This is a genomic window from Ensifer sp. Root1252 (assembly GCF_001425885.1).
Taxonomy (GTDB): domain Bacteria; phylum Pseudomonadota; class Alphaproteobacteria; order Rhizobiales; family Rhizobiaceae; genus Ensifer; species Ensifer canadensis.
In genome coordinates this window covers 458,791-482,457 of the sequence record NZ_LMDT01000034.1, presented here as the reverse complement: position 1 = coordinate 482,457, position 23,667 = coordinate 458,791, and the positions used below count along the sequence as shown (strand labels likewise).

Sequence of the window (23,667 nt, the reverse complement as noted above, 5' to 3'; positions counted from 1 at the left end):
CTACTCGAACTCAAGCAGGAAGCTCCCGGTCGCGTCTTGCGGACCCATGTCGTCCCAAGTCGTTACCCGCAGCGATTTAAGATCGGCTCTGCCTTCGCGGTGAGCACAATACATGCCAACATCGTCGCCCTTCTTGTGCTCGTTCGGCATGTTGGCAAACCATTTCGAGTACGTCAGCGGCTCGCCGTCGTCCCAGCCCCATCCGCCGCGCGGCTCTCTGCCCTGGGACGCTTGAACGAGACCGATCCACGGACCCATCTTGTAGCTGACGCCGCCATTCGGATCGTATCCGGTGTTGAAGAAGTTCTCGTCGCTGTTGAAGAGTGAGGCGACGAACTCGTTCTCTGCGTCCGAAGTGATTGTAGCGAGATGTGCGCCGCAACTCTTGGCCCAATATTGTGCGACTGAGGCAGGGACATAGAGGTATCGCACGACGACGTAGAGATGCCCCTGGAAGGCACCATAGACAGTGTCGTAGCGAGGTAGGCATTCAACTGCCCTCAGAACCCGCCCGTCGGTCTCCAGCCCTCTCAAATCATCGATCTTGTATTCGCGGGCCTTGGTGGCGCTGTAGACGCCGTCGATATCCTGCGAAACGGCGATGCCAAGTGCCTTGGCGGTGCGTTCGCTGATAAAGCCGTTGCTCGGCTGCTGGTTCCGGCTTTGGTACTGCCGGATGGCAGTGCGGGTCTGCTCGCCGAAGACGCCGTCGGCCGTGCCGATCTCAAGCCCCGTCGCCGCGAGCGCCAGCTGCACGCTCCTCCGCGCTTCCTTGCTCGGAAGCAACCGGCTCTCGATCGTCTGCGGCGTTGAATTTTGACCCCGCGCTGTCGCCGGGTCGATCTGCGCCAATGCCTGCCTACCAAGTTCGGCATATTCGCCTGTGCGATGCTTGGCGACGAAGAAGCGCCAGATGCGCGGCGTACCGACACGAAGCGCCTTTTTGAAATCGGCTTCGGCTTCAAGCTCTGCCGGATCGACGGCAGTCGAGGGGGCCGTCTGCGTCGATGCCGCCGTCGGTGTTTCCGGCCCGAAGTAGAATTCCAGCGACAGGGACGAAAGGATCTGCGGTGATTGTTTGCCGCCCGTGTCCTTGCGCACATCGCGAACCACGCGCTTGAAGGCGGTGCCAACCTCAAGCCCGGGGCCGGAGAGGTTGGCGATCAGGGCGCGGGTAAAGGGTGAATGCCCGTCGGTGCCGTCGGCAGCGACCTGTCCCGGGGCGGCCGCAAAGGCGACCAGTGTACCGGCACCTTGCGTTTCGATCGGTGCAAGTCCGCGGGTGGCGCCGCCACGCGTGGCGCCATCGACGTCGACATTCAGTTTGTTGGCGAGCGGATTGTTGCGACAGGCGTCGAGGAACACCAGGGATATCCGGGCGCGTTTTTCGAGTGCATTGATGATCTCGGACAGCGCCACGGTTTCCGCCGGCACGTCGAACTCGCTTTCGAGCCTGGCATCCGTGCCGATCAGAAAATTCTCGCCATGGAGCTGCATGCCGTGGCCGGCAAAATAGAACAGTGCAATATCCTGCGGCCCGATCTTGCGGGCGAAGCGCGAGAGCGCCTCGGCAAAGCTCTTGCGGTCTGCATTCAGCACGAGGTCCGCTTCAAAGCCTTTGCTCTGCAGGAAGCCGCTGAAGGCTTCGGCGTCGCGGGTCGCGTTCGGCAAGCTTCCGGCGATCGCGTAGTTACTCATGCCAACGATCAGAGCCAGCCGCTTGCCGCCATTGTCGCCGAACACTGGGCTCGCAGCAAACAACAAAAGCAGAAATGACAGCATCGAAAAGCGCAGTTTCGCACGACATTTCATGACCTGCCTCCAAGCCCACAGGACTGAAACGGATCGCCATGACGGGATATTCGCCGATGTGCCCCTCATCGCTTCGTAATATTAGATATTTATGATGGATGCTGCAATGTGCAGTCCTGGGCCGATTGCGTCAGCGCCACGCGGTAAACTACAGCGCCGCGCGTCTTGTTAGACGCGCAAAGGTCGCTGCAGCACCTTGGATTGCTGCATGTTTTGAATCGAATACGATTTAAGGAAACGTGCAGTAGGCTCTATGCCGCTTCGCGAAATTCGGGCACGCGCTGCTCTTCGCGCCACGAAGAAGGGCTCTGGCCGGTGACGCGCAGGAACTCGCGGTTGAAGTTCGATTTCGTCAGGAAGCCGGCCTCGAAGGCGATCTGCGTGATTGCCTCGTCGGTCGCCGAAAGCAGCCGGCAGGCTTCCTCCACCCGGTAGTTGTTGACATATTGCGAGACGCTGATGCCGTGGATCCGGTTGATGGCATTGGAAATCCGCCGGGCCGGCACGCCGAGCTTGCGGGCGATCCGCGAGAGGTTGAGCTCGAGATCCTTGTAGAGCGCTTTCCTGCGCATCAGGTCGTCGATGCTTCGCACGATCTCGGCATCTTCTTCAGTCGCAGTGCGCTCTTGCGGCAAAGGCGCTGCGTCCCCCCGTCCGCTGTCTGTCGATGTGTCGAAGCTGGCGATCGAGGCGGCGGTGCCGAGAATGAGCAGGGCGAGTACGTTGCCTGCCGCAACGATCGCGCCGGAATAGGCACCTCCATTGCGCAGCTGGTCGAAGCCGATGGCGACGTCGCTAAGCGCTGAGGCGATCAGCGCCCACCCGGTGAACTTGAGCGATCGGTATGAGCGAAGCACGCCGTCGAGCCGCGAGGCGACCAGTGCGTTCGGGCCCCGCCGCGCAAGCCAGAGCAAGGCAAACCCGTAGCCGAGAAAGAACAGGGTGATCGCCGTGCCGACCGCATCGCGCCAGGCAAACATCATGACCCCGACGATGAGCGGGGGCAGGAGGTGCCAGGCGATTTGCCCCAGGCGTGGCGGACCATCGCTCGCAAGGCTGCTGAAGCAAACCCATGCCAGCGCCGCGTTGAACGTCGCAAGCATCGCCTGTGCCAAGAGGATGGTACGGATTTCGTAGCCCCATCGGATGCCGATCAGCACGGATTGCAGTGCATAAGCGCACACGAGCAGCAGGAACAGGCGTTGCTCGAAGGTCATGGCCTCGCCGCGCTGCCAAAACATCCGGACAATCACGATCATCAGCAGCAGGGAAACGACGAAGGGGAGCGGTACAAACAGCATGAGCGGAAGAATTCTTCGGGAGGGAGGTGGGCGGATGGCAGGATGATGCCCTTGATTGCGTTCAGGGTCGACCCGAAACGCGATCAAGGTCGCGACTGCGTTCGATTTCAGGCGAGCTATTCCGGTCCGGCGATGGTGCCAGACCGCACGAATGGAGCGTCAAATGTTGATCGGACCGCCAGCAATGGTTCTCGCCCCCATCCTTCTCCTCGCCCTGGCGAGCAATGCCGAGACATCGGCGAGGGACATCGATATCACCGGCGTCACGGCGATCGTCGCCACCGGCGACGCAAGCGCAATCGAACTCACCAGCGATGAGACTTTGCCCTTCAGCGCCTCGGTCGAGAGCAGGCGGTCCGGCTGGTTTGCCCCCTTCTATTCCAGCTGGTTCTACAGCGATTGCGTATCGGAGACCCGTATGCGCGTCGAAGGTTCGACCCTTTACATCGTTGTGGCAGCGCCCTCCTGGCCGGAATTGGAGGAGTGCAGGACCGCATTTCGCGCCAACCTGAAAAAGGGAGCGTCAATCTCTGTGGAGCAACCGGCGTTCCAAGCCGCGCTTGAGGGGGAGTTTTCGAGTGTGGCGCTCAAGGGCAAGGCAGCTGATGTTTCGATCGAGGGGCACGTCGGACAGGTGAGGCTCGATGTCGACGCCCTGCGGGCGCGGCTGATCTATGAGAAGACCTCGCAGTCCGAGACCGTGGAGATCTCCGGCAAGGCACTCGACATTCACCTCGGATTCGATGCGGCAAGTTTCATTGATTATCGGGTGATGGCGACGGCCTCCTGGGTCGACAGTTCGCGAACGGCGATCCCCGGCGCCAGGCCTCTGATTTGCATCAAGGGGGAGATGGTGCGCGCGACGATCCGCTGAGCCTCGAAGTCCGCCGCAGTGCGTTCGACAGTCGGAAAAATGATGCAATGCAGCATAAATCTTCGGCGGGTGCATTTCCAGGCTGAAGCATATACTGTAAATCGTCATAAAAGACTGTTTTTGGGTGGAGAGCAGGCATGATGAAATGGGTTTACACCTTCGGTGGGGGCAAGGCCGAAGGGCGTGCGGGTGATCGTGACAGGCTGGGCGGCAAGGGTGCAAACCTTGCGGAAATGTGCAGTCTGGGCCTGCCGGTGCCGCCGGGGCTGACCATCATCACCGATGCCTGCAACAGCTATTTCGACAATAGCCGCGAAATACCCGAGGGCCTGCACGACCAGGTCCGCGAAGGCATTCGCCGGATGGAGGAAGTCACCGGCCGGGTTTTTGGCGACACCAACCGTCCGCTGCTGCTTTCCGTGCGTTCCGGCGCCCGCGCCTCGATGCCGGGGATGATGGACACTGTCCTCAATCTCGGCCTCAACGATCAGTCCGTGCATGCGCTCGGTCACGACGCCGGCGATGCGCGGTTTGCCTGGGACAGCTACCGCCGCTTCATACAGATGTATGGCGACGTCGTCATGGGCGTCGACCACGATATCTTCGAGGAGATCCTTGAAGACGAGAAGGCCCGCCTCGGCCACGAGCAGGATACCGAACTTTCCGCGGTCGAATGGCAACATGTCATCACACGCTACAAGGACGCGATCGAGGAAACGCTCGGCGAGCCGTTTCCGCAGGATCCGGAAATCCAGCTCTGGGGCGCCATCGGCGCCGTGTTCTCCAGCTGGATGAACCCGCGCGCCATCACCTACCGCCATCTGCACAGCATCCCGGCGGCCTGGGGCACCGCGGTCAACGTCCAGGCGATGGTTTTCGGCAATCTCGGCAATTCGTCGGCGACCGGCGTTGCGTTTACCCGCAACCCCTCGACCGGAGAGAACGAGCTTTACGGCGAGTTCCTCGTCAATGCCCAGGGCGAAGACGTGGTTGCCGGCATCCGCACGCCGCAAAACATCACCGAGGCGGCCCGCATTGCGTCCGGCTCCGACAAGCCATCGCTTGAAAAGCTGATGCCGGAGGCCTTTGCCGAGTTCCGCACGATCTGCGACAAGCTCGAGCGGCATTATCGCGACATGCAGGACCTCGAATTCACCATCGAGCGCGGCACGCTCTGGATGCTGCAGACGCGCTCCGGCAAGCGGACGGCCAAGGCCGCCCTGAAGATCGCCGTCGACATGGCGGACGAGGGGCTGATCTCGAAGAACGAAGCGGTCGCCCGCATCGATCCGGCTTCGCTCGATCAGTTGCTGCATCCGACGATCGATCCGCACGCGCGCCGCGATATCATCGGCTCCGGCCTTCCGGCTTCGCCGGGGGCTGCAACCGGCGAAATGGTCTTCACCTCGGAAGAGGCCGTCCAGGCCGACAAGGAAGGCCGCAAGGTCATCCTCGTGCGCATCGAAACCAGTCCGGAAGACATTCACGGCATGCACGCCGCCGAAGGCATTCTGACCACGCGCGGCGGCATGACCAGTCACGCCGCGGTGGTTGCGCGCGGCATGGGCACCCCTTGCGTTTCCGGTGCGGGCGGCATCCGCGTCGATCTGCGCAACGAATTGCTGATCACGCCGAGCGTGACGCTGAAGAAGGGCGACATCATCACCATCGACGGCTCGTCCGGCCAAGTGCTGAAGGGCGCGATCGCCATGCTCCAGCCGGAGCTTTCGGGCGATTTTGGAAAGATCATGGCCTGGGCGGACGCCAGCCGCCGCATGACCGTGCGCACAAACGCCGAAACGCCGGCCGACGCGCGCGCCGCCCGCTCTTTTGGTGCCGAGGGCATCGGCCTTTGCCGTACCGAGCACATGTTCTTCGAGGATGGCCGCATCAATGTCATGCGCGAGATGATCCTGGCGGAAGACGAAGCCGGGCGGCGGCTGGCGCTCGCCAAGCTGCTGCCGATGCAGCGTTCGGACTTCGTCGAACTCTTTTCCATCATGCACGGGCTGCCGGTGACAATCCGTCTGCTCGACCCGCCGCTGCACGAATTTCTGCCGAAGACGGATGAGGAAATCGCTGATGTTGCCGGTGTTTTGTCACTGGATCCGTCAGCCCTGCGTCAGCGCGTCGACCAGCTGCACGAGTTCAACCCGATGCTCGGCCATCGTGGCTGCCGTCTGGCCATCTCCTATCCGGAGATCGCCGAGATGCAGGCTCGCGCCATCTTCGAGGCGGCGGTCGAAGCCGCGCGCGAAACCGGCGCTGCCGTCGTGCCTGAGATCATGGTGCCGCTCGTCGGCCTGCGCGCCGAACTCGACTACGTCAAGGAGCGCATCGATGCGGTGGCAAAGGCGGTGATCGGCGAAGCCGGCATCGACATCGACTATCTCGTCGGCACCATGATCGAGCTGCCGCGCGCGGCACTTCGCGCCCATGTGATTGCGGAAGCCGCCGACTTCTTCTCGTTTGGCACCAACGACTTGACCCAGACGACATTCGGCATTTCACGCGACGACGCCTCGCAGTTCCTGGCGACCTATCAGCAGAAGGGCATCATCGAGCAGGATCCCTTCGTCTCGCTCGATTTCGACGGTGTCGGCGAACTGATCCAGATCGCCACGGAGCGCGGACGCCGGACCAAGAACGGCCTCAAGCTCGGCATCTGCGGCGAACATGGCGGCGATCCGGCCTCGATCCGCTTTTGCGAAGAAGCGGGCCTCGACTATGTCTCCTGTTCGCCCTTCCGCGTGCCGATAGCCCGGCTCGCCGCCGCACAGGCGGCGATCAACGGCAAGGCGTGAGGCGGCATCGATACCGGCCATAACCTCAACGCCCCGGTCAAGGGTGCCCGGGGCGACTGCATGTTTCCTTAAATCCTATTCGATTTAAGGACAAAAACATGCAGTAATTCAAAGTGCTACAGCGACCTTTGCGCGTCTATCAAGACGCGCGGCGCTGTAGGCATCTCGTTTCAGAGCTACTTAGACTGCACGATAACCGGGCGTGCAATGACGACCGGCCGGTTCCAACCCCACATCATCACATCATTGTCATAGCGGTAGCTGCGCCGCTCGGCGCGGCGGTCGAGCTCGATGCGTTGCAGGCAGGTGGCGAATGCATCGGTGCCGCGCCGAAAGCCGTAGGAGGCGCAGGTGTTGCCGTCGGCGGCGCGCCGCTCTTCCGGCGTCATCGTCTGGCAGGCCGCAAGCAAGAGCCCGATGGCGGCAAGGGTCAGCAGTTTGGTCTTCATCGTATTCATGCCTCCTGAGCGGATGCAGATCGGCTCGGCGAAAGACCGGCTTTGCTTGTGCCCGAACCTCAGCTTTTGTCAGAAGGCTGTTGGGTACACCGGTCGCTCAGGTCTTTACCGCCGCCTGCAGGACAGAGCTCTGCCGCATGGCGGGCCGTCGTGTCCACCCTGATTTTTTCGGGTATGGCTGTAAAGATCGGTAGGGTGGATCGTGCAATCGAGGGCCGAGGCTTCGGCGCAGCTACAAGCCAAGGGCAGAAACGCACAACACGGATTTTGCATTCACGATTCGATCGCATGAAGACATGATGGGGCAGCCGTTGGGCGACCGTCAATCCGTTTTCGGCAAGTCCGGATGGTCACATGCGCTCAAGCACGCCGACAAAGGATTCGGCAAAGCTTTTCAGATCCTGGGTGTTCTCGCCGGGGTGCTCGAGCCGGATCGTCGAGCCCTCTTCTTCGAGGCAGACAAACAGGATTGGCGACGCGTCGCCCTCGGTCCCGCCGAGCCGAAGGACCGCGATGCTCAGGCAATCGTCGACCAGGCCGGAAGCGGGCAAGGCAAAGAGAAACTCGCCGCCGACGTTGTCGGCAACCGTGCGGATGAAGGCGGTGAAATCGTCCTTGCTTCCGGAGAAACCGTCGAGCGAAAGCTCCAGCTCCAGCAGCGCCATGGGAATGCGGGCGTCAGCCGGCGGAGGCGGTGCTGCGTGGGTGGCTGTTGCCACGGCTGCTTGCGATGCGACCATGATGTCTCTCCATCTTGCCGTGCCGGATGCGTTCCCAGCGTCGGCCCTTGCCCCCCGATTGACGATTCGCGACGACTTTTGCCGGCGTACGGGCATATTTCCAGTTTCTGATAGGTGGTTAACGAGAATGGCGATTTTGCGGCAAGTGGCTGCAGGCGCGCGGCCCAGGTCTCCAGCCGCATCCTATTGCCTGTTTTCACGGCCCCGGCCATGGTCTAAGAATGCTGGTCTGTTTCGATGCAGGGGATTGATTCCGTTATATGATGGTCCGGTACGAGCGCCCCTATTCCTATGCCGCCCACTGGGCGCGCCGCTTTGCCCGCATAGCCTTTGCGATCTTCGCGCTGTCCCTGCTGGCGCACCGGTTCGGCCCGTTGACGACGCCGCATTTCCTTGGATTGGTCGGGCTCTCCGGTGCTTTTGCACTGCTCGGCGTCCTGCTTGCCGTAGTCGGGCTCGCGCGGCTTTGGCAGGTGGCCGCGATCGGTGGCATCGCCTCCGCCTCGGCCCTTGTCTATGCGGCGCCCACGCTCGGTTTCATCGGTTTCGGCATCGCGCAGTACCTGACCCGGCCGGCGATCTATGATGTCAGCACCGACACAGTGACGCCGCCGCCTTGGCTGAAGGTGCCGCAGACGGAGGAAAGCTGGCTGAAGCGCAATCCGGCTGTGACGCCCGAGGACCGCGAAGCGCAGATTATCGCCTATCCCGGCCTGACCGGACGACGATACGACGGTGCGCTCGACCGCGTTTTCCAAGGTGTGCGCAATGTCGTCGAGAAAACGCGCGTCGGCGTCACGCAGGAACTCGGCGTCGAAAACGCCCGCGCCGATCTCGAGGATCTGGCGGTGCGGCCGAATGCCGGGGCGGACGCCGCCGCCGAGCCGGAGAACATACCCGTGCCGGAATCCCGACCGGAGCTGGCTTTGGAGGGCGCCCTTCCAGGGCGGCGTTCCAGTGACGTCGTGCTTCAGGGAGAATGGCGGACGCTGATTGCCGGCTTTCGTTTCGATGTGCTGATCCGCCTGCGCGAAGAAGCGGAAACGACGTTCGTCGACCTGCGCGTCGCGTCTCGCTACGGCCAGCACGACCTCGGCATCGGCGCCGCCTTCGCCGACCAGTTCCTGCGGGCGCTCGATGCGGAGCTGCTCGGCATCGCCGGCGATTGATCCGCAGAATACCGGCAGACGCTTCAGTCCTGCATGAGGGCGTCGTGGCCACCAGATCCATGAGGCAGCTTTTGGTCTCGCACGTTTGCGATCGGCGATGGTGCCTCGTCGTCCGCCTTGAGCCAGCCGCGATAGCGCACAATCAAGCCGGTCAATGGGCTTTCGACCTCGACGTGGAAGTGGAACAGGCCATCGCGATCTTCCTCGAACGTCCGGCCACCTGGCGCCAGCAACGCTGGAAGCGGGAGGCCGAGGAAGGACCAGCCGCGAACCCTGAGATGCAGGCGGTTTCCCACAGGCTCCAAGGCGCACAGGATCCGGAACGGCCCGAAACCCTCGGCAAGCAATCGTTCCTTCCGGTTCTCGGCTTTTTGCTGGGAGCTGCGCAAAACCTTCTCTCCAAACCGCCGCGTCCAGATCTCGCGACCATTGGCGCACTCGAAACGGATCTCGACCGGCACATTCTCGCCGGCCACGGGAAAGCCGAAGACAGAGGCGGTGAGGCGGCCCCATGACCCCTTGCCACGCTCGATGGTCGCACGCCCCCTGAAAATGGCTTGCCCATCCGACGTCTCATGCAGAGTGCGGATCGCCGTGGGCAAGCGATCCCATTCAGCGCCGAGAACTCGTCGGTAGAGGCTTTGCTGACGGACCATGCCACTTTCCGCTGCGTCCTTCACGCGATGAAACGCCCGCGCTCGTCGGCGGTCGGAACCATGCAGGTCTGGCGGCGCCCGGCGATGCGGTAGCGGTTCCTTGCAACGAGATCGTAGAGCGGATCGCGAAGGGCAGCAGGCAAAATGCGGCAGATATTCACCAGCGACCATGGCAGGCCCAATCCTGCAAGCGTGCGAATCGATCCGTCCGATTTGAAGCGCGCAATACCGTTCTCGATCAGGATGTTGCTTTCATAGTTCTCTGTATCGAGGCCATAGTGCCGGTAGAGCGCCTGGCCGAGCGGCGATTGCGCCGTCAGGTAACGATAGCGCGCTTGCCGGTCATGGCGCAGCATGAAGCGCACCCAGCCCGAGCAGAAGATGCATTCGCCGTCAAAGACGATCACCGGCCGATCGTCGGGAAAGCGCGGCACCGACGGGTCCTCGCGGTAGCTGTGCGCTTGCCGCCGCATCCTCAGCCAGCCCCTCCCGGCGCCAGGCGATAGTCGCCGAAAAGGGACGGCGGTCCATCGGTCTCAACACGTCCCTGTTCGACCAGGTCTTCAAGATGCGCCAGCACGGAGAGGGCTGCTGCGCCATGCAGTCGTGTGTCGGTGGAGGCATAGATCACCTTGACCATGTCGGGGATCTTGCCGTCGCCGGCGCGGACGCGCTCAAGCACGGCGCGCTCACGGATGCGCCGGTGGGCGCGCAGGCCCCTGAGGAATGAAGCCGGCTCGATGACAGGCCCGCCGTGGCCGGGCAGATAGAGCCGGTCGTCACGCATCAGCAGCTTTTCCAGCGAGGCCATGTAGTCTGCCATGGCGCCATCCGGCGGTGCGACGATCGTCGTCGCCCAGGCCATGACGTGGTCTGCGGAAAAGACCGTGCCGGTGCCGTCGAGCGCAAATGCCATGTGGTTGGCGGTGTGGCCGGGGGTGGCGAGCCCCGTCAGCGCCCAGCCGTCGCCTTCGATCCGTCCGCCATCGGCAAGGATGATGTCGGGCGAGAAGTCCATATCGGAACTCTCGGCGAAGGGGTTGATCTCGCCTTCATGCAAAGGTCTGGCGGCACGGTGAGGCCCTTCGCCGACGATTGCCGCGCCCGTCGCGGCCTTCAGTCGCCGCGCCAGCGGCGAGTGGTCGCGGTGGGTGTGGCTGACGGCGATGTGGGTCACCTCGCGGCCCCTAAGCGCCGACATCAACGCCTGAAAATGCGCTTCGTCCTCCGGGCCCGGATCGATCACCGCCACCGAGCGATTACCGACGATATAGCTGTTGGTGCCGTGAAAGGTGAAAGGGCCGGGATTGTTGACGGTGATGCGCTGCACGCCGTCGGCAACGGTCACGGCCTCGCCATGTGCCGGCTTGAAGTCGAGATCGAAGTCGGGGCCCTGCATGCGTCGTTTCCTGGCCTTCACTTGTATTCGATCTCGATGAAGGACATCGGTTCGCTGCCGGCATTGACGACGTTGTGCGCCATGCCGGCCTCGCGCCGGTAGGCCGCTCCCTTGGCGATATCCACCCGGCGGCTGCCGCCTTCCTCCTCCAGCAGGAACCGGCAATCGGTCATCGGCACGACGACATAACCGAGACCGTGGACATGATGGCCGGTATCGGCACCGGGTTCGAAGTCCCACCTAGTAATGCGCACGACCGCGTCATCGACAAGAATGCTGGGCACGGCGGGCGGACGGGCGCGAAACTGGCTCATTGGGGTCTCCATTCGCGCCGGAGAATAGGAGGTGACGGTCGGGAAGGGAAGGGCGGTGCGGCATCGGGCACTGGCGTTTCGCCGAGGGCGAAGTGTATGCTGGCGAACAAAGCCCAACAAAACCGCTCGAACCACAAACTTAATCATTGTGACGCGGCACGAGCTTTGCTAATCAGGCGCTCGATTTGGCGAAACTATTTCTCGCCAATTTCGTTGGGGCGTAGCCAAGCGGTAAGGCAGCGGTTTTTGGTACCGCCATCCCCTGGTTCGAATCCAGGCGCCCCAGCCACATTTTTCTTTCAAGCGTTCTGTCCTCTCAACGTCCCGGATGCCAAGTTCGGCGTCGCGCTTGACGATGGCTGTCGCGTTGCCGTGTATGCCCGGTCCTCGAGTCTCCTTAAAATTCTAGGGGCGTCTTTCATCTTTCCTCCATCTGTCTGCCGCATTCATGCACGCAACGTCTGGATGCACGTCTTCACGTCGCGTGAGAGGCGTTGGTTGCCAGGGAGGAAACAGCCGGAAAATGAATGGACCTCTGGCGGCATCGGCGATCGCTTCGGCATGGCCGGGACTGTTCGTGCTATTCGGCCTTGCCTTTGGATGGGCGTGGTCGATTGAGAAGAAGCGGCACTATCTGCTGCTTCTGACTGCCGCCTGCCTATTGTTTGCGACAGCGGCGTTTATGCAGATCATGCTGCTGCCCCTCGATATCGGCGCCAATACCATCCCGACTGGCCTGCTCTATACGCTTGCGGTGCTTGCTGCCGCGGAGGCCATCCTGCGTCGTTCAGGTCGCGGCATGGGCTGGAGGCGGCACTCGGGGCAATCGGTGTGATAACCGCTCTGCTTTGGTACTTCTACTATATCAGGCCGAACCTTCTGGTGCGGATCTACGTGCAGGCTTTTGGGTATGGGTTGATCCTTGCGGCCGCCGCCTGGCGCATTCGGGCTCTGCGACATGGTCGCCTTGTAGACCGCGTCCTGTTCTGGGTTGTGGCTGTCGTTGCGATCCACTTCTTCCCGCGCACCTGGCTGACATTTGGCACTGACGCGACCGCCAGCATCGAGGCTTTCGGCGCGTCGCTCTTCTGGAACATGATGCAGTTGCTGATCGCGGCGGCGGGTACAGCGCTTGCCTTCGCGCTGCTTGCGGCGGCGCTGACGGATGTCATGGACGATCTCAGGCGCGAGCGCGATGTCGACCCGCTGACGGGTGTCCTCAATCGTCGGGGGCTGGAGGAGCGAGTGGCAAGGCTGTTTCGCAATGCGGGTGCACCGCTCAGCCTGATCCTCTGCGATATCGATCATTTCAAGGCGATCAACGACGCCCATGGACATGCGGCCGGTGACAGAGTGCTGGCGACGTTTGCGGGCGTATTGCGCGACAGCGTGCGTGAAGCATATCTTGTCGCGCGGATTGGCGGCGAGGAGTTCGCAATCCTCCTACCTGGGATGGACGTGGATGCGGCGATGGCGGTTGCCGAGTGTATTCGCGAGCGGCTGGCAATTCACCGTTTTCCTGTTCTTGGCGCGACAGAAAGCGTGACCGCGAGTTTCGGTCTGGCGCAACGCGATGGCAGTGAACGTTTCCAGGCGTTCAGCGCGCGCGCCGATGCAAGGCTTTATCGCGCCAAGCGCGAGGGGCGCGACCGGGTCGTGGCTGCGGATATGCCGCTGACCGCTGGGCCGGCAGAGGTTGCTCAGCCGGCAAATGCAGCCAGTCCGGCTGCCTGAAGCAATAACCGAGGGCGGCTGGCTTCGGCGGACTATTCCAAGGAAGCAGAAAACCCGCCAACTGACGCTGGCGGGTTTCAAATGTCTGCCCCTTGATGCGCCGGTTATCAGCTTGCCGGTGCAGCCGGCTTTTCCGCCTTGGCGCCGCCGAGGAATTCTTCGCACCAGCTCGGGCCGTCGGCGCGCTTGTGGTCACCGACCAGGCGGATCGAGCGGATGACATAGTCCGAAGAGACGGTCAGCTGCACCGAGCAGCTCAGATATTCCGTGCGGGCCGAGGAGATACGCTTGCCGCGCTTGCCGTCCTTGCCGGTTTCGTACTGGGCCGGGGTCTTGCGGGTCTTATAGCCGCCCTTCCAGTTGTAGACGGTGGAACTGCCGCTTTCGACGTCGGAGAGCGGAGGACCATACTGGGCGAAGAAGCCGCCGGCCGGCTGACCGAGCCAACGCGATTCAACTGCGTTTCTGGAAATCGCCGTCGTCGTGGTGCAGCCTGCGAGCACAAGCGCGAGGCCTGCCACCGTCATCATGCGGAAGTTCATGTTTTCGTCCCTTTGGCTCTCGTTCGGAAGTAGGCGTGGCGCGCGCGCCCCAATCCCCTGAGTTTGCGCGCTTTCCGCTGAGCCTCTAGCGCCAAAAGCCGGCAAAGAAAATCCGCTGTCTGCATTCTATCTAAGGAAAATGCGAAGCGTTGCAGAAAGTCCCTATCTGGCCCCGGAAACCTCACCGCAACGTGATCGGTTGCAGTCGTTTCTGGTCCCTTCGCCCGCCGCTGCGGGCATGGGAAACCGTTGCTCCATTTCGATGCGAATCGCTCCGCGGGAGGGCTTCTGGTGGGCGCGGTCTTCGCCGAGACGCGAAAGCGCTAGAGTTTCGTCGGTGCGCAGGCATTGTCCGCTCCGCTGTGTCGGTCAGGGGCGGCTCCTGTGGGTCTACTCCCCGATCAGCTTGCAGCCGATCTTGGTGGCGCTCCCGGCGATCGCCTTCAGCGGACCGTCATAGACATCGCAATCGAGCAGGTTGTCCGGGCCGCTGCGACGGGCGGAATGGACGTTGATGTTGACGAGAGGTTCGCCGTCCTTGACCCAATGCAGCCGCGTCTCGATGTCGCCCTTGCCGGGGATCGCCACCACGGCCGGTTCGCCATCGCGCTCGGTCCTGTCCTCGCCGAGATCGATCATGCCGATCTGATCAGCATGCTCTTCTGCGCCCGCCGCCGGCTCGCCGGAATAATAGGCCGCGATCACGACCCCTTCCTTCAGCGCCTGAAGTTTGCTCGCGGCGGCCTGCGAGAAGGAAAGATCCACTTCAAAGCCCCAGGGTCCGGCAATATCGGCACCAGCCGGGCCAGCCAAGAGACCGGCAAGGATCATTGCGGCAAGCGACACGGGACGGATGATGGGCGACACGGCAGCACTCCTTGGCAATGGCGGGCAAAAAAGCGGACACAGCAGACAATCGACACGGGCCATCCCCGTCAAGGGGCGGCCTCAAGCACGAGCAATCGCCTTCTGTCCTGGTCGATTGCTGGTGTGCCTGACGGGTGTGTCGGACAAGAGGCGGAACGCGGTTTCGGCCGGGGTTTTCCACTGTACCGGCTTTTTTGGCGAGACCGAGAAGGTTTTTCGAAATAGGCGCTTGTGCAATCCAAATGCCTGTTCTATAGAGGCGCCGCTGGTCACGGAGTGTAGCGCAGTCTGGTAGCGCACCACGTTCGGGACGTGGGGGTCGGAGGTTCGAATCCTCTCACTCCGACCAGCTAAATCAATCCCTTAATTCGTTTTCTGTTCGGCCCGTTTTTGAGTGCGGACCGATTGCGGGCGCCTTCAGGGTAACGCAAGTCGTGGGCTTGTGAAGTTCGTCTCCGCATACGGATTGGCCCGCCTTAATTTGGCGCTGGCCGCTTATCCATTCTCCTCCGTGTTCGACATCTCCTCGAAGTTCTATTGCGGCGCGTGATTCCCTCTGGTGCGCGTTTCGCAGGCGTGAACGCGCCGTTCGTCGAATAACGGTGCATTGGTGGATGTTCGACTTGTTGGTCGATAACTAAGGGTTGTAGTCTCGGCAACTACATTGTCGTTGTCGAGAGGATAGGGAATGTTGTTTAGGCGGATAATAGTCGCATCGGCGCTGGTTCTGGCGAGCCACGGACTGGCGCAGGCGCAGAGCTGCGAGAAAAACTTCAAGGTATCCGGTGTGCCGCTGGTGACGGCCATCAGCTACAAGACCTGGCAGGAATTTTCCAAGCTGAAACCCGACACGGCCTTGCAGCGGCTTGCCCAGGGCGTTGCCGCCGAAGGGTTCTCGGGCATCAAGGTCAACAAGTCGCTCGGCACTGTCGACGCATTCCAGGAAACGACCGGTTCAGGACGCATCCAGACGCTGCGGGTCGTTGCTCGCAAGCGCGGTGCCGGCACGCGCGTCGATGCCATCTTCGACATCCAGGCCGGACAGGTGACCTCCAAGGACATCGTGCGCGACGGTCTCTGCAACATCGTTCGCTCGGCGACGGAGTAGTCGCAGGCGGCTGCTGGCCGTTCGTTTGCGCGGTGCGGCCAAACACCAGTCGGGATGACGGCCGCACAGCCATGCGGGGCTCGCTGCCGTGGCGCGATCAAGTACAAGCTGGAAGCGAACTGTGCCGCTGGGTGGGGGGCACGACGGCCCCCGCGTCTTCAGCGTTGTTTTTCCAAAGCCTTCAGCACGGATTGGCCGATTGCCTGCGCTTGCAGCATCGAGGAGAAGTTGCCCTGAGCCGGATGGGTGACGCCGCGATACTTGACGACGAAGCACCATTTGCCGTTCATGCGCTTCTCGACGGTCACGGTCGTCTCCGGTTTTTTATCCGTGGTCATCTTCGTCTCCTTGAGATCCTGCGCGCCGCCGCGTGGGCAATGCCTGATATCCGCATGACGCGGTCCATGTCCATAGACGTCTGGTTTATGTCGGCTATCGTGACGTGATAGAAACAAAGTTGCGATATCTGACGGTTTTTTGTTCGAAGCGTGTTGAAGCCGCCGGTTGTGGCGCCTAGACAGCCCTCATCACGCCAAGGAGTAAAATTTTGAAGGCTGTCGCATCGTTTTCCGCGTTCGTCGGGCGCACATTCGCGCTCTGGGTCATTCTCTTCGCCGTTCTCGGCTTTGTCTTCCCGGATATTTTCAAGCAGATCACGCCCTATATCGTTACGCTGCTTGGCATTATCATGTTCGGCATGGGCCTCACCATTTCGCTCGACGATTTCAAGGAAGTCGCCAAGCGCCCGTTCGAGGTCGGCATCGGCGTCATCTCACAGTTTCTGATCATGCCCTTGCTGGCCGTGTTGCTGACGGCCATCATCCCGATGTCGCCGGAAGTGGCCGCCGGTGTCATTCTCGTCGGCTGCTGCCCGGGCGGCACCTCGAGCAACGTCATGACATACCTCTCGAAGGGCGATGTCGCGCTGTCGGTGGCCTGCACTAGCGTCACCACGCTTCTGGCCCCGGTCGTCACGCCGTTTCTCGTCTGGACCTTTGCCAGCCAGTATCTGCCGGTTGATGCGATGGCGATGTTCATGAGCATCGTCAAGGTCGTGCTGGTGCCGCTGGCGTTGGGCTTTCTTTTGCAGAAGCTGCTGCCGGGCCTGGTCAAGGCCGCGGTGCCGGCATTGCCGCTGGTCAGCGTTGCGGGCATCGTGTTGATCGTTGCCGCCGTCGTCGGCGCCAGCAAGGGCGCTATCGCCAGCTCCGGCCTGCTGATCTTCGCGGTCGTCGTTCTGCACAATGGCCTCGGCTATCTGCTCGGCTTCTTCGCCGCCAAGGCCGCCGGCCTGTCACTTGCCAAGCGCAAGGCGATCGCCATCGAGGTCGGCATGCAGAACAGCGGTCTCGGCGCGGCTCTGGCCAATGCCTATTTCTCGCCCGTGGCTGCCGTGCCGAGCGCGATCTTCAGCGTCTGGCACAACATTTCCGGCGCGCTGCTTGCCAACTACTTCGCAAGCCGCACGGAAGACGAAAACGTCGAGCCCGTGGTCATCACACGCTGATCGGGAACTACAGCGCCGCGCGTCTTGTTAGACGCGCAAAGGTCGCTGTAGCACTTTGAATGGCTGCATGTTTTTATCGTTAAATCGAATAGGATTTAAGGAAACATGCAGCAGCTTCGAATGACAGGAGAGGGCTCGCAAGGGCCCTTTCTTGTTGCACGGCCAAAGCCTGCAAGGTGCATAGCCAGGCGGACTGTCCCACGGCGTTTGGAAACGGTGAAACAGCCCTATCGATCATCATGATCGACGCGCCAAATTACAAATGCCCCGGTGAATTTGAACCCAAGTAATTCGCGACCGCCAATCAAGGTGAAGCAATGTCGACAAGTGTCCCATTTTGGGACGATCGCATCTTGGGCGTCACGCGTGCGGCCATTTTCCGATCGTTCTAGCGGTGGCAGAAGCTGCGGGTGAGGGGCAGTCTCCAACGCCGCACCCGCCTACGTCGGGTCACGTTATTGTTCAATTGGAAACGGCCTGTTCATCGAATGGCGTCTTATCAGGGTGAACAATAAGCGCGATATTATCTTCAACAATCGTTCTCCCAGTGAGGCTCAGATGTTGAAGGAACCGATATTCACATTCCGCGAGATCGCCATATGGTCTGCCATCCTCGGCAGCGTCGTCGGATACCAGCTTTGGCAGCACACAGATCCCGCGCCGCTGACGATGGTGCTTCCGAGCATCGAGCAGCGGTCGTAATTTAAAGGCAATCCGGCGCGGCGCGAAACGCTACTCCTCAGGCATTCCGTTGCGCCGCGCGGCCTGCAATAACTCGATCTCACCGGCCGTCGGACCAAACTGGCTCTGAAGCCGTTTTGTTTCCTCAGCGTCCAACCGGTACTTTCGCGCAAAGGCCTCGATCGTCACGGCCCGCCCAAGAAAGCTTCGGCGCGGCACGTCCTCCCGTTCATGGTCCAGCATCATGGCTGCTCCTCCTTCCCGGTTCTTTGGAAGTAGTGCGGCAGGTCGTTTCGGGAAGAGGCGGTAGGAGCAATCTGGCGAGGCATCAAAAATAGATCAGCAGAAACGGAAAAAGGGCCCTCGTGGGCCCTTTCTGATCTTGGGGGAGTGGCGATCAGCCGTCGATCGTGTCGATGATCTCGCTCGCGCGGCCAGCGCTGACGCGACGCACTTCTGCATCCTCGCGACGACCCGCAAACAGCTCGGTTGCCATCAGCTGGTCGGCGAGATCGGCGGGCAGCGACAGGATCACGCGGGCGTCTTCCGTATGGATGCCGCCGAGCGCCGAGCGCTTGGCCGTGATCATGCCGCCGGCCACCGTGTTGTTGGTGTCGGGATCGATCAGGATGAAGGCGCCGGTCGTCCGATTCTGCTCATAAGGGTCGAAGATCGCCTGTTCGTCGAAGGCAAGGTGAACCTTGCCGATGGCGTTCATCGGCAACTGGTCTGCGTGCTCCCACTTGCCCGTCTTCAGGTCCAGCTGGCTTGCCGGCTGCACCTGCACACGCTGGCGGCGGCTGCCGCTTTTCAGCCAGTAGCGCTTGCCCGGCTGGATGCCATCAGGCTGCAGCGCAACGATCTGGGCGTCGAAGGCAAGGCCCGTCAGCGGCTGGCTGTCGATGGCGACGATCATGTCGCCGCGCGAAACGTCGACCTGGCGGTCGAGCACCAGGGTGATGGCATCGCCGGCGACCGCAGCGTTGCGCACGAGGTCGAAGGTGACGATCTTGGTGACGTTGGCAACCATGCCCGAGGGCAGGATCACGACGCTGTCGCCGGGCTTGACCGCGCCGCCGGCAACCGTTCCCTGGTAGCCGCGGAAGCTTTCGCCCGGGCGCGAGACGCGCTGCACCGGCAGGCGGAAGCCGACGGTCTGGGAGGAGCGTGTCGTCGCCAGTTCAAGCACTTCGACCAGTGTCGGGCCATCGTACCAGGGCATCGAAGCGCGGCCGTCGTAAACGACGTTCTCGCCCTTCAGTGCCGAAAGCGGAATTGCCGTGACCTGGCGCACGCCGAGCGATAGCGCCAGCTCACGAAACTCGTGGCTGATCTGGTCGAACCGGGCGCGGTCATAGTCCGTCAGGTCGATCTTGTTGACCGCCAGAACGAACTGCTTGATGCCCATCAGGGTCGCGATCGTCGCGTGCCGCCGAGTCTGCTCGAGCAGGCCGACGCGGGCGTCGACCAGCAACACCGCGAGGTCGGCCGTCGACGCGCCGGTTGCCATGTTGCGGGTATATTGCTCATGGCCGGGTGTGTCGGCGACGATGAAGGAGCGCTTGTCGGTGGAGAAATACCGATAGGCGACGTCGATGGTGATGCCCTGTTCGCGCTCGGCCTGCAGGCCGTCGAGCAGGAGCGCGAAGTCCGGCAGGCCGAGATCGTTCTGCTTGCCGTTGGAATCACGCCGCAGCGTCGCCGCCTGATCTTCCTTGACCGCCTTGGTATCCCAAAGCAGTCGACCGATCAGCGTCGATTTCCCGTCGTCGACCGAGCCGCAGGTGATGAGGCGAAGGGGGCGGCTGTCGCGCGTTGCGCGGACCGATTCGGACGCCGGAAACGCCAGAACGTGAGCGGCTGCGTCTTCCTGAACGGCATTCGCGGTTGCTGGTGCGGTCATCAGAAATATCCTTCGCGTTTTTTCTTTTCCATCGAACCGGATTGGTCACGGTCGATGGCGCGGCCCTGGCGTTCGGATACGGTCGCGGTTTCAAGTTCGGAGATGATGTCGTCGAGCGACGTGGCGTCGGAGCGGATGGCGCCGGTCAGCGGGAAGCATCCGAGCGTACGGAAGCGGATCACTTCCTCGCGCTTGGCCTCACCCGGCAGCAGTTCGAGACGCGGGTCTTCGGCAAGGATCATCATGCCGTCGCGTTCGACGACCGGCCGTTTCTTGGCGAAATAAAGCGGCACGATCGGAATGTCTTCGGCCTGGATGTAGCGCCAGATGTCGACCTCGGTCCAGTTCGACAGCGGGAAGGCGCGCACGCTCTCGCCCTTGCGCACCATGCCGTTATAGACGTTCCAAAGCTCGGGACGCTGGTTGCGTGGATCCCAGCGGTGGTCTGGGGTGCGGAAGGAGTAGATGCGCTCCTTGGCGCGCGAGGCCTCTTCGTCGCGGCGCGCGCCGCCGAAAGCGGCGTCATACTGGCCGGCGTCGAGCGCCTGGCGCAGCGCCTCGGTCTTCATGATGTCGGTGTAGAGCGCCGAACCGTGGCTGAACGGCGTGACGTTCTCCTGAGCGCCGCGCGGATTAACGTGCTCGATCAGGTCGAGGTCGTAGCGCTTCACGATCTCGTCGCGAAACGTGATCATCTCGGCAAACTTCCAGCCGGTGTTGACGTGCAGCAGCGGAAAGGGAACGCGGCCGGGATAGAAGGCCTTGCGCGCCAGGTGCAGCAGCACCGAGGAATCCTTGCCGATCGAGTAGAGCATGACAGGGCGTTCAAACTCGGCGGCCACTTCGCGGAAGATGTGGATCGCTTCGTTTTCGAGCGCCTTCAAATGCGGGTCAAGCGGCGGCTTGGTGCTCTGCGGATTGTGCAGTTCCGTTTCCGGATGGGTAAGAGGCATTTCAGTCTCCGGGAGGATCTTTGTCTTGGGAGGAGCGCGCCAGCCCTCAGGCGGCGCTGCTCGAAGTCGGGATGATGGAACTGGCGGTCTCTGGGACGTGAAGCCCGCATTCGCGCTTCTCGTCGTTTTCCCACCACCAGCGGCCGGCCCGTTCGGGCTCGCCCGGCTTGATGGCGCGGGTGCAGGGTTCGCAGCCGATCGAGGGATAACCGCGGGCATGCAGCGGGTTCACAGGAACGGCGTTGGCAGTGACGTAACTGCGGATGGTTTCGATGTCCCAGTCGGCGAGCGGATTGATCTTGATGAGGCCGCGCTCAGCATCCGCTTCGGCAAAGGGTGTCGCTGCCCGGTTGCCGGACTGGCCGCGGCGAAGCCCCGTCACCCAGTAGCTGGCGCCTTCGAGTGCGCGTGCAAGCGGCTTCAGCTTGCGCGCGTCACAACAGGCATGCCTGGCTTCGACGCTGTCATAAAAGCCGTTGGCACCATATTGCGCGGCATAGGCGTCGACGTCTGCCTTTTCCGGATGAAAACGCTTGATCAGGATGCCATAGGTCTCTTCGGTCTTGTCGATCAGCGCCACCGTCTCGTTGAAGAGGCGGCCGGTCTGCAGCGTGGCGACATCGACCGCCAGCTGGTTCTCGCCGATGACGGCCGTGATCACCTGATCTTCGATACCGAGCGACGTGGTAAAGACGGCACGGCCTTCAAGGCCGGCAACGAGCGCGAGACGTCCTGCGAGATCCAGGACTTCAAGCGCTTGGTTCAGAGCTTTCGCGGTGGCGTCGAGGGGTGACGTGGTCATGGCTGCGTCCTGTTCCAACTTGTCAGGAATATCGCAGCCGGGTGTGGCGAGGGACAGAAATAGCGGTTTCTAATGCTGGGCGTTTGGAGCAAATCTGCCTCTCAGATCGAAAAGCAGCGAAAAACGCAAGATAAGCTAGTAATTTACTAGACTTTATACTTCCTTTCGCGTCCTTGGCCCGGCCGTTACATGAAGAAGCGCGGCCCCTTCGGTCCGCGCTTCAACGGGCGATCGGTCAACGGTGCCGGTCAGAACTCTACTCAGGCCTTCTCCTGCTCGGCTTCCGGATTGCGAAAAGCAGCCGCAAGTCGGCGGCCGAGCACGGATGCGCGGGCCTAGCAACGACGACGTAGCGCTTGCCTCGAGGCCGGACCGCTCAAGATATGTTGAACGGCAGATGCTTTCCCATCCGTCGCTTCAGGTTCAATCTTGCGGGTTCCGAGGCAAATTGAGGAGTGGGAGATGATGAGGTCCTTTCCTGGCCGCGTTCTCGCCGGAAGCATCGTGACGTTGCTTCTGGTCACTGGCGCCTACGCTCATCACGGCTGGTCCTGGGCAGAGGCGGACCAGATCGAACTTGCCGGCACGATCCGTGAAATCTCGATGGCGCCGCCACATCCGACGCTTCAGGTCGAGACTGAAAAGGACGGGCTCTGGCGCGTCGAACTGGGCAATCCCAGACAGACGGAACGGTCCGGCTTCGTCGAAGGTGTCGCCAAAGTCGGCGATCAGATCGTGGTTCTGGGCAATCGCTCGCTCGATCCGAACGAGAAGCGCCTGAAGGCAGTCCGCGTCACCGTTGCCGGCAAGAGCTTCGACATCTATCCGGACCGCATCCGGACCGGTGGATGAGCGCGGCGGAACTGCTCGATTGGATTGCCGCCTGGCCGCTGGCGTCAGCGATGCGTCGATCCGCGATCCTCTATCTCGTCGTCAACGCGGCCCATATCTTGGCGATCGCGCTTTTGATCGGCGCGATCGTGCCTCTGGACCTGCGACTGCTCGGTTTCTTCGGGAACACTTCGCTGGAAGGGCTCGGGCCGTTTCTGTCGCGCGCTGCCGCGGTCGGTCTGGGTCTGGCGATCGTGACCGGTTTCTGCCTCTTTAGCGTTCGGCCGGCGGCTTATGCCGCGAATGCTGCCTTCCTCGCAAAGATCGGTCTGCTCGGGGTTGGCGCCGCCAATGCTATGACTGTGCATCTTGGCGGCGCCTGGCGGGCCGCCGTAAATGGCGGCCCGGTCTCATGGCGTCTTCGCGTATCCGCAGCCGTCTCGCTGACGGTGTGGCCGGCAGCACTTCTGGCTGGGCGCTGGATCGGCTTTCTCTGACGCCGATCCTATCGCTCGTTTGCCGTTCTCCACGCGGGGACGACCGGCTCCCGCTCGACCGTTCTGCCACGCACGAACTGCAACGTGGCCTCGGCGACGCGTTGGCCGAGATGCCGTGCTGTGGCGAGATCGGATGCCGGCGGCGCGAGATCGGCCCCCTGGTCGACATTCGACTGGGCGCCGGCGCCCAGCCAAAAGCCCAACCGGTTGAGATCATCAGGTGATCCGGTGGTCGAGTGGTTGGAAGGCGGCAGATCGAGGTTGATCCAGTGCATGCCGTGCTGGGCAGCAAAGAGTGCGAGCTGCATCAGCGTCGCGAGCTTGTCGCCGGAAGCGGTTCCCGAATTGGTGAAGCCGGCGGCGATCTTGTCTTTCCAGAGATAGCCTTTGGCCATTACAGCGTTGGAACTCGCTTCCTGAAAAGACTTGAACGCGGCCGACGGGCCTCCGACATAGGTTGGCGTGCCGAAGATGATCGCCTCGGCCGAGAGCAGATCGCTCCAGCGCGCCGGTGTGTCTTCAACGGTCAAGAGCAGGCACTGCGCGCCGTCGACCCGCTCGATACCGGTTTTGACAGCGTCAGCCTGCCGTGCCGTGTGTCCGTAGCCGCTGTGGTAGATGACGGCGATGCATATGTTGCTCATGGTTCGGTCTCCTTTGGTTTTGGTGGTGGATTTGTCGCGCGAGCGAAGGCGCGCGCCGTCGGCGCGTGCCA

Annotated in this window: 26 protein-coding genes and 2 tRNA genes; 12 read left to right on the top strand and 16 right to left on the bottom strand. The window is 62.1% G+C overall.

Translation table 11 applies throughout. The features are described 5' to 3' along the window. Together ASD02_RS29125 and ASD02_RS29120 are read right to left on the bottom strand one after the other, a co-directional pair. A complete protein-coding gene (locus ASD02_RS29125) occupies nt 1-1,812 on the bottom strand; it encodes a caspase family protein (protein ID WP_057221511.1) in 1,812 nt (603 codons plus the stop codon). Nucleotides 1,813-2,063: 251 nt separating this feature from the next. Beyond that, nucleotides 2,064-3,113, bottom strand: coding sequence for an AraC family transcriptional regulator (locus ASD02_RS29120; protein WP_025426206.1), 1,050 nt, complete (start codon nt 3,111-3,113; stop codon nt 2,064-2,066). A 163-nt stretch (nt 3,114-3,276) separates the two neighbouring features. On the opposite strand from ASD02_RS29120, the gene ASD02_RS29115 reads away from it, so the two are divergent. Beyond that, nucleotides 3,277-3,987 (top strand): hypothetical protein, encoded by a 711-nt coding sequence (locus ASD02_RS29115; RefSeq protein WP_025426207.1) that lies wholly within the window; start codon nt 3,277-3,279, stop codon nt 3,985-3,987. A 137-nt stretch (nt 3,988-4,124) separates the two neighbouring features. Continuing rightward, the gene (gene ppdK, locus ASD02_RS29110) at nt 4,125-6,791 is read left to right on the top strand and encodes a pyruvate, phosphate dikinase (RefSeq protein WP_025426208.1); all 2,667 of its coding nucleotides are present in this window, start codon (nt 4,125-4,127) and stop codon (nt 6,789-6,791) included. A gap of 176 nt (nt 6,792-6,967) precedes the next feature. Here ppdK and ASD02_RS29105 read toward each other — a convergent pair whose 3' ends face one another. Continuing rightward, on the bottom strand, nt 6,968-7,249 hold the full coding sequence (locus ASD02_RS29105; protein ID WP_025426209.1) for a hypothetical protein: 282 nt from the start codon (nt 7,247-7,249) through the stop codon (nt 6,968-6,970). Between the two features lie 350 nt (nt 7,250-7,599). Beyond that, nucleotides 7,600-7,989: a hypothetical protein gene (locus ASD02_RS29100; RefSeq protein ID WP_025426210.1), complete on the bottom strand. Its 390-nt coding sequence runs from the start codon at nt 7,987-7,989 to the stop codon at nt 7,600-7,602. Between the two features lie 260 nt (nt 7,990-8,249). Here ASD02_RS29100 and ASD02_RS29095 point away from each other — a divergent pair, with 260 nt between their 5' ends. Then, complete coding sequence (locus tag ASD02_RS29095) at nt 8,250-9,158, top strand: DUF1499 domain-containing protein (protein WP_025426211.1); 909 nt, start codon at nt 8,250-8,252, stop codon at nt 9,156-9,158. A gap of 23 nt (nt 9,159-9,181) precedes the next feature. Here the strand turns inward: ASD02_RS29095 and ASD02_RS29090 are convergent, their stop codons facing one another. Genes ASD02_RS29090 through ASD02_RS29075 form a run of 4 tightly spaced genes read right to left on the bottom strand, consistent with a single transcriptional unit; the run spans nt 9,182 to nt 11,527 of the window. After that, the gene (locus tag ASD02_RS29090) at nt 9,182-9,814 is read right to left on the bottom strand and encodes a DUF4166 domain-containing protein (protein ID WP_057211504.1); all 633 of its coding nucleotides are present in this window, start codon (nt 9,812-9,814) and stop codon (nt 9,182-9,184) included. 20 nt (nt 9,815-9,834) lie between these two features. Further along, complete coding sequence (locus ASD02_RS29085) at nt 9,835-10,287, bottom strand: thiol-disulfide oxidoreductase DCC family protein (RefSeq protein WP_025426213.1); 453 nt, start codon at nt 10,285-10,287, stop codon at nt 9,835-9,837. A gap of 2 nt (nt 10,288-10,289) precedes the next feature. Next, nucleotides 10,290-11,213, bottom strand: a complete 924-nt coding sequence (locus ASD02_RS29080) for an MBL fold metallo-hydrolase (protein ID WP_057221510.1) — start codon at nt 11,211-11,213, stop codon at nt 10,290-10,292. Nucleotides 11,214-11,230: 17 nt separating this feature from the next. Further along, entirely contained in the window at nt 11,231-11,527 is a 297-nt protein-coding gene (locus tag ASD02_RS29075) for a cupin domain-containing protein (protein ID WP_025426215.1), read from the bottom strand. Nucleotides 11,528-11,741: 214 nt separating this feature from the next. On the opposite strand from ASD02_RS29075, the gene ASD02_RS29070 reads away from it, so the two are divergent. The 3 genes from ASD02_RS29070 (at nt 11,742) to ASD02_RS29060 (ending at nt 13,261) form a co-directional block, all read left to right on the top strand. Beyond that, nucleotides 11,742-11,816 (top strand) — tRNA-Gln (locus ASD02_RS29070). 234 nt (nt 11,817-12,050) lie between these two features. Further along, nucleotides 12,051-12,362, top strand: a complete 312-nt coding sequence (locus tag ASD02_RS37580; RefSeq protein WP_057221509.1) for a hypothetical protein — start codon at nt 12,051-12,053, stop codon at nt 12,360-12,362. Continuing rightward, entirely contained in the window at nt 12,359-13,261 is a 903-nt protein-coding gene (locus ASD02_RS29060) for a GGDEF domain-containing protein (protein WP_057221508.1), read from the top strand. Before ASD02_RS37580 ends, ASD02_RS29060 begins: the two co-directional genes overlap by 4 nt. 107 nt (nt 13,262-13,368) lie before the next feature. On the opposite strand, the gene ASD02_RS29055 is transcribed toward ASD02_RS29060, so the two are convergent. Both ASD02_RS29055 and ASD02_RS29050 read right to left on the bottom strand, forming a co-directional pair. Next, a complete protein-coding gene (locus ASD02_RS29055) occupies nt 13,369-13,803 on the bottom strand; it encodes a hypothetical protein (RefSeq protein WP_025426217.1) in 435 nt (144 codons plus the stop codon). Nucleotides 13,804-14,193: 390 nt separating this feature from the next. Continuing rightward, a complete protein-coding gene (locus ASD02_RS29050; protein ID WP_025426218.1) occupies nt 14,194-14,670 on the bottom strand; it encodes a hypothetical protein in 477 nt (158 codons plus the stop codon). Between the two features lie 272 nt (nt 14,671-14,942). Here ASD02_RS29050 and ASD02_RS29045 point away from each other — a divergent pair. Continuing rightward, nucleotides 14,943-15,019: transfer RNA gene (locus ASD02_RS29045), tRNA-Pro, on the top strand. Between the two features lie 339 nt (nt 15,020-15,358). Then, complete coding sequence (locus ASD02_RS29040) at nt 15,359-15,778, top strand: hypothetical protein (protein ID WP_057211502.1); 420 nt, start codon at nt 15,359-15,361, stop codon at nt 15,776-15,778. Between the two features lie 158 nt (nt 15,779-15,936). Here ASD02_RS29040 and ASD02_RS29035 read toward each other — a convergent pair whose 3' ends face one another. After that, nucleotides 15,937-16,116, bottom strand: coding sequence for a hypothetical protein (locus tag ASD02_RS29035; RefSeq protein WP_025426220.1), 180 nt, complete (start codon nt 16,114-16,116; stop codon nt 15,937-15,939). Nucleotides 16,117-16,325: 209 nt separating this feature from the next. Between ASD02_RS29035 and ASD02_RS29030 the strand changes: the two genes are divergently transcribed. Both ASD02_RS29030 and ASD02_RS39300 read left to right on the top strand, forming a co-directional pair. Next, a complete protein-coding gene (locus ASD02_RS29030) occupies nt 16,326-17,285 on the top strand; it encodes a bile acid:sodium symporter family protein (protein WP_025426221.1) in 960 nt (319 codons plus the stop codon). 558 nt (nt 17,286-17,843) lie between these two features. Beyond that, nucleotides 17,844-17,987: a hypothetical protein gene (locus ASD02_RS39300; protein WP_164474926.1), complete on the top strand. Its 144-nt coding sequence runs from the start codon at nt 17,844-17,846 to the stop codon at nt 17,985-17,987. A gap of 30 nt (nt 17,988-18,017) precedes the next feature. Here the strand turns inward: ASD02_RS39300 and ASD02_RS29025 are convergent, their stop codons facing one another. From ASD02_RS29025 to ASD02_RS29010, 4 genes are all read right to left on the bottom strand, one after another. Then, nucleotides 18,018-18,212 carry a hypothetical protein gene (locus tag ASD02_RS29025; protein WP_107026871.1) on the bottom strand — a complete coding sequence of 65 codons (195 nt, stop codon included), beginning with the start codon at nt 18,210-18,212 and terminating at the stop codon, nt 18,018-18,020. A gap of 151 nt (nt 18,213-18,363) precedes the next feature. Next, the gene (gene cysN / locus ASD02_RS29020; protein ID WP_025426223.1) at nt 18,364-19,869 is read right to left on the bottom strand and encodes a sulfate adenylyltransferase subunit CysN; all 1,506 of its coding nucleotides are present in this window, start codon (nt 19,867-19,869) and stop codon (nt 18,364-18,366) included. Further along, the gene (gene cysD, locus ASD02_RS29015) at nt 19,869-20,822 is read right to left on the bottom strand and encodes a sulfate adenylyltransferase subunit CysD (RefSeq protein WP_057211498.1); all 954 of its coding nucleotides are present in this window, start codon (nt 20,820-20,822) and stop codon (nt 19,869-19,871) included. The genes cysN and cysD overlap by 1 nt, the downstream gene beginning before the upstream one ends. Before the next feature lie 46 nt (nt 20,823-20,868). Then, nucleotides 20,869-21,624: a phosphoadenylyl-sulfate reductase gene (locus ASD02_RS29010; RefSeq protein WP_025426225.1), complete on the bottom strand. Its 756-nt coding sequence runs from the start codon at nt 21,622-21,624 to the stop codon at nt 20,869-20,871. A gap of 462 nt (nt 21,625-22,086) precedes the next feature. Between ASD02_RS29010 and ASD02_RS29005 the strand changes: the two genes are divergently transcribed. After that, nucleotides 22,087-22,476, top strand: a complete 390-nt coding sequence (locus tag ASD02_RS29005; RefSeq protein ID WP_025426226.1) for a DUF6152 family protein — start codon at nt 22,087-22,089, stop codon at nt 22,474-22,476. Then, complete coding sequence (locus ASD02_RS29000) at nt 22,473-22,952, top strand: hypothetical protein (RefSeq protein ID WP_025426227.1); 480 nt, start codon at nt 22,473-22,475, stop codon at nt 22,950-22,952. Before ASD02_RS29005 ends, ASD02_RS29000 begins: the two co-directional genes overlap by 4 nt. Before the next feature lie 8 nt (nt 22,953-22,960). Here the strand turns inward: ASD02_RS29000 and ASD02_RS28995 are convergent, their stop codons facing one another. Beyond that, the gene (locus ASD02_RS28995) at nt 22,961-23,596 is read right to left on the bottom strand and encodes a flavodoxin family protein (RefSeq protein ID WP_025426228.1); all 636 of its coding nucleotides are present in this window, start codon (nt 23,594-23,596) and stop codon (nt 22,961-22,963) included. Between the last annotated feature and the right edge of the window lie 71 nt (nt 23,597-23,667).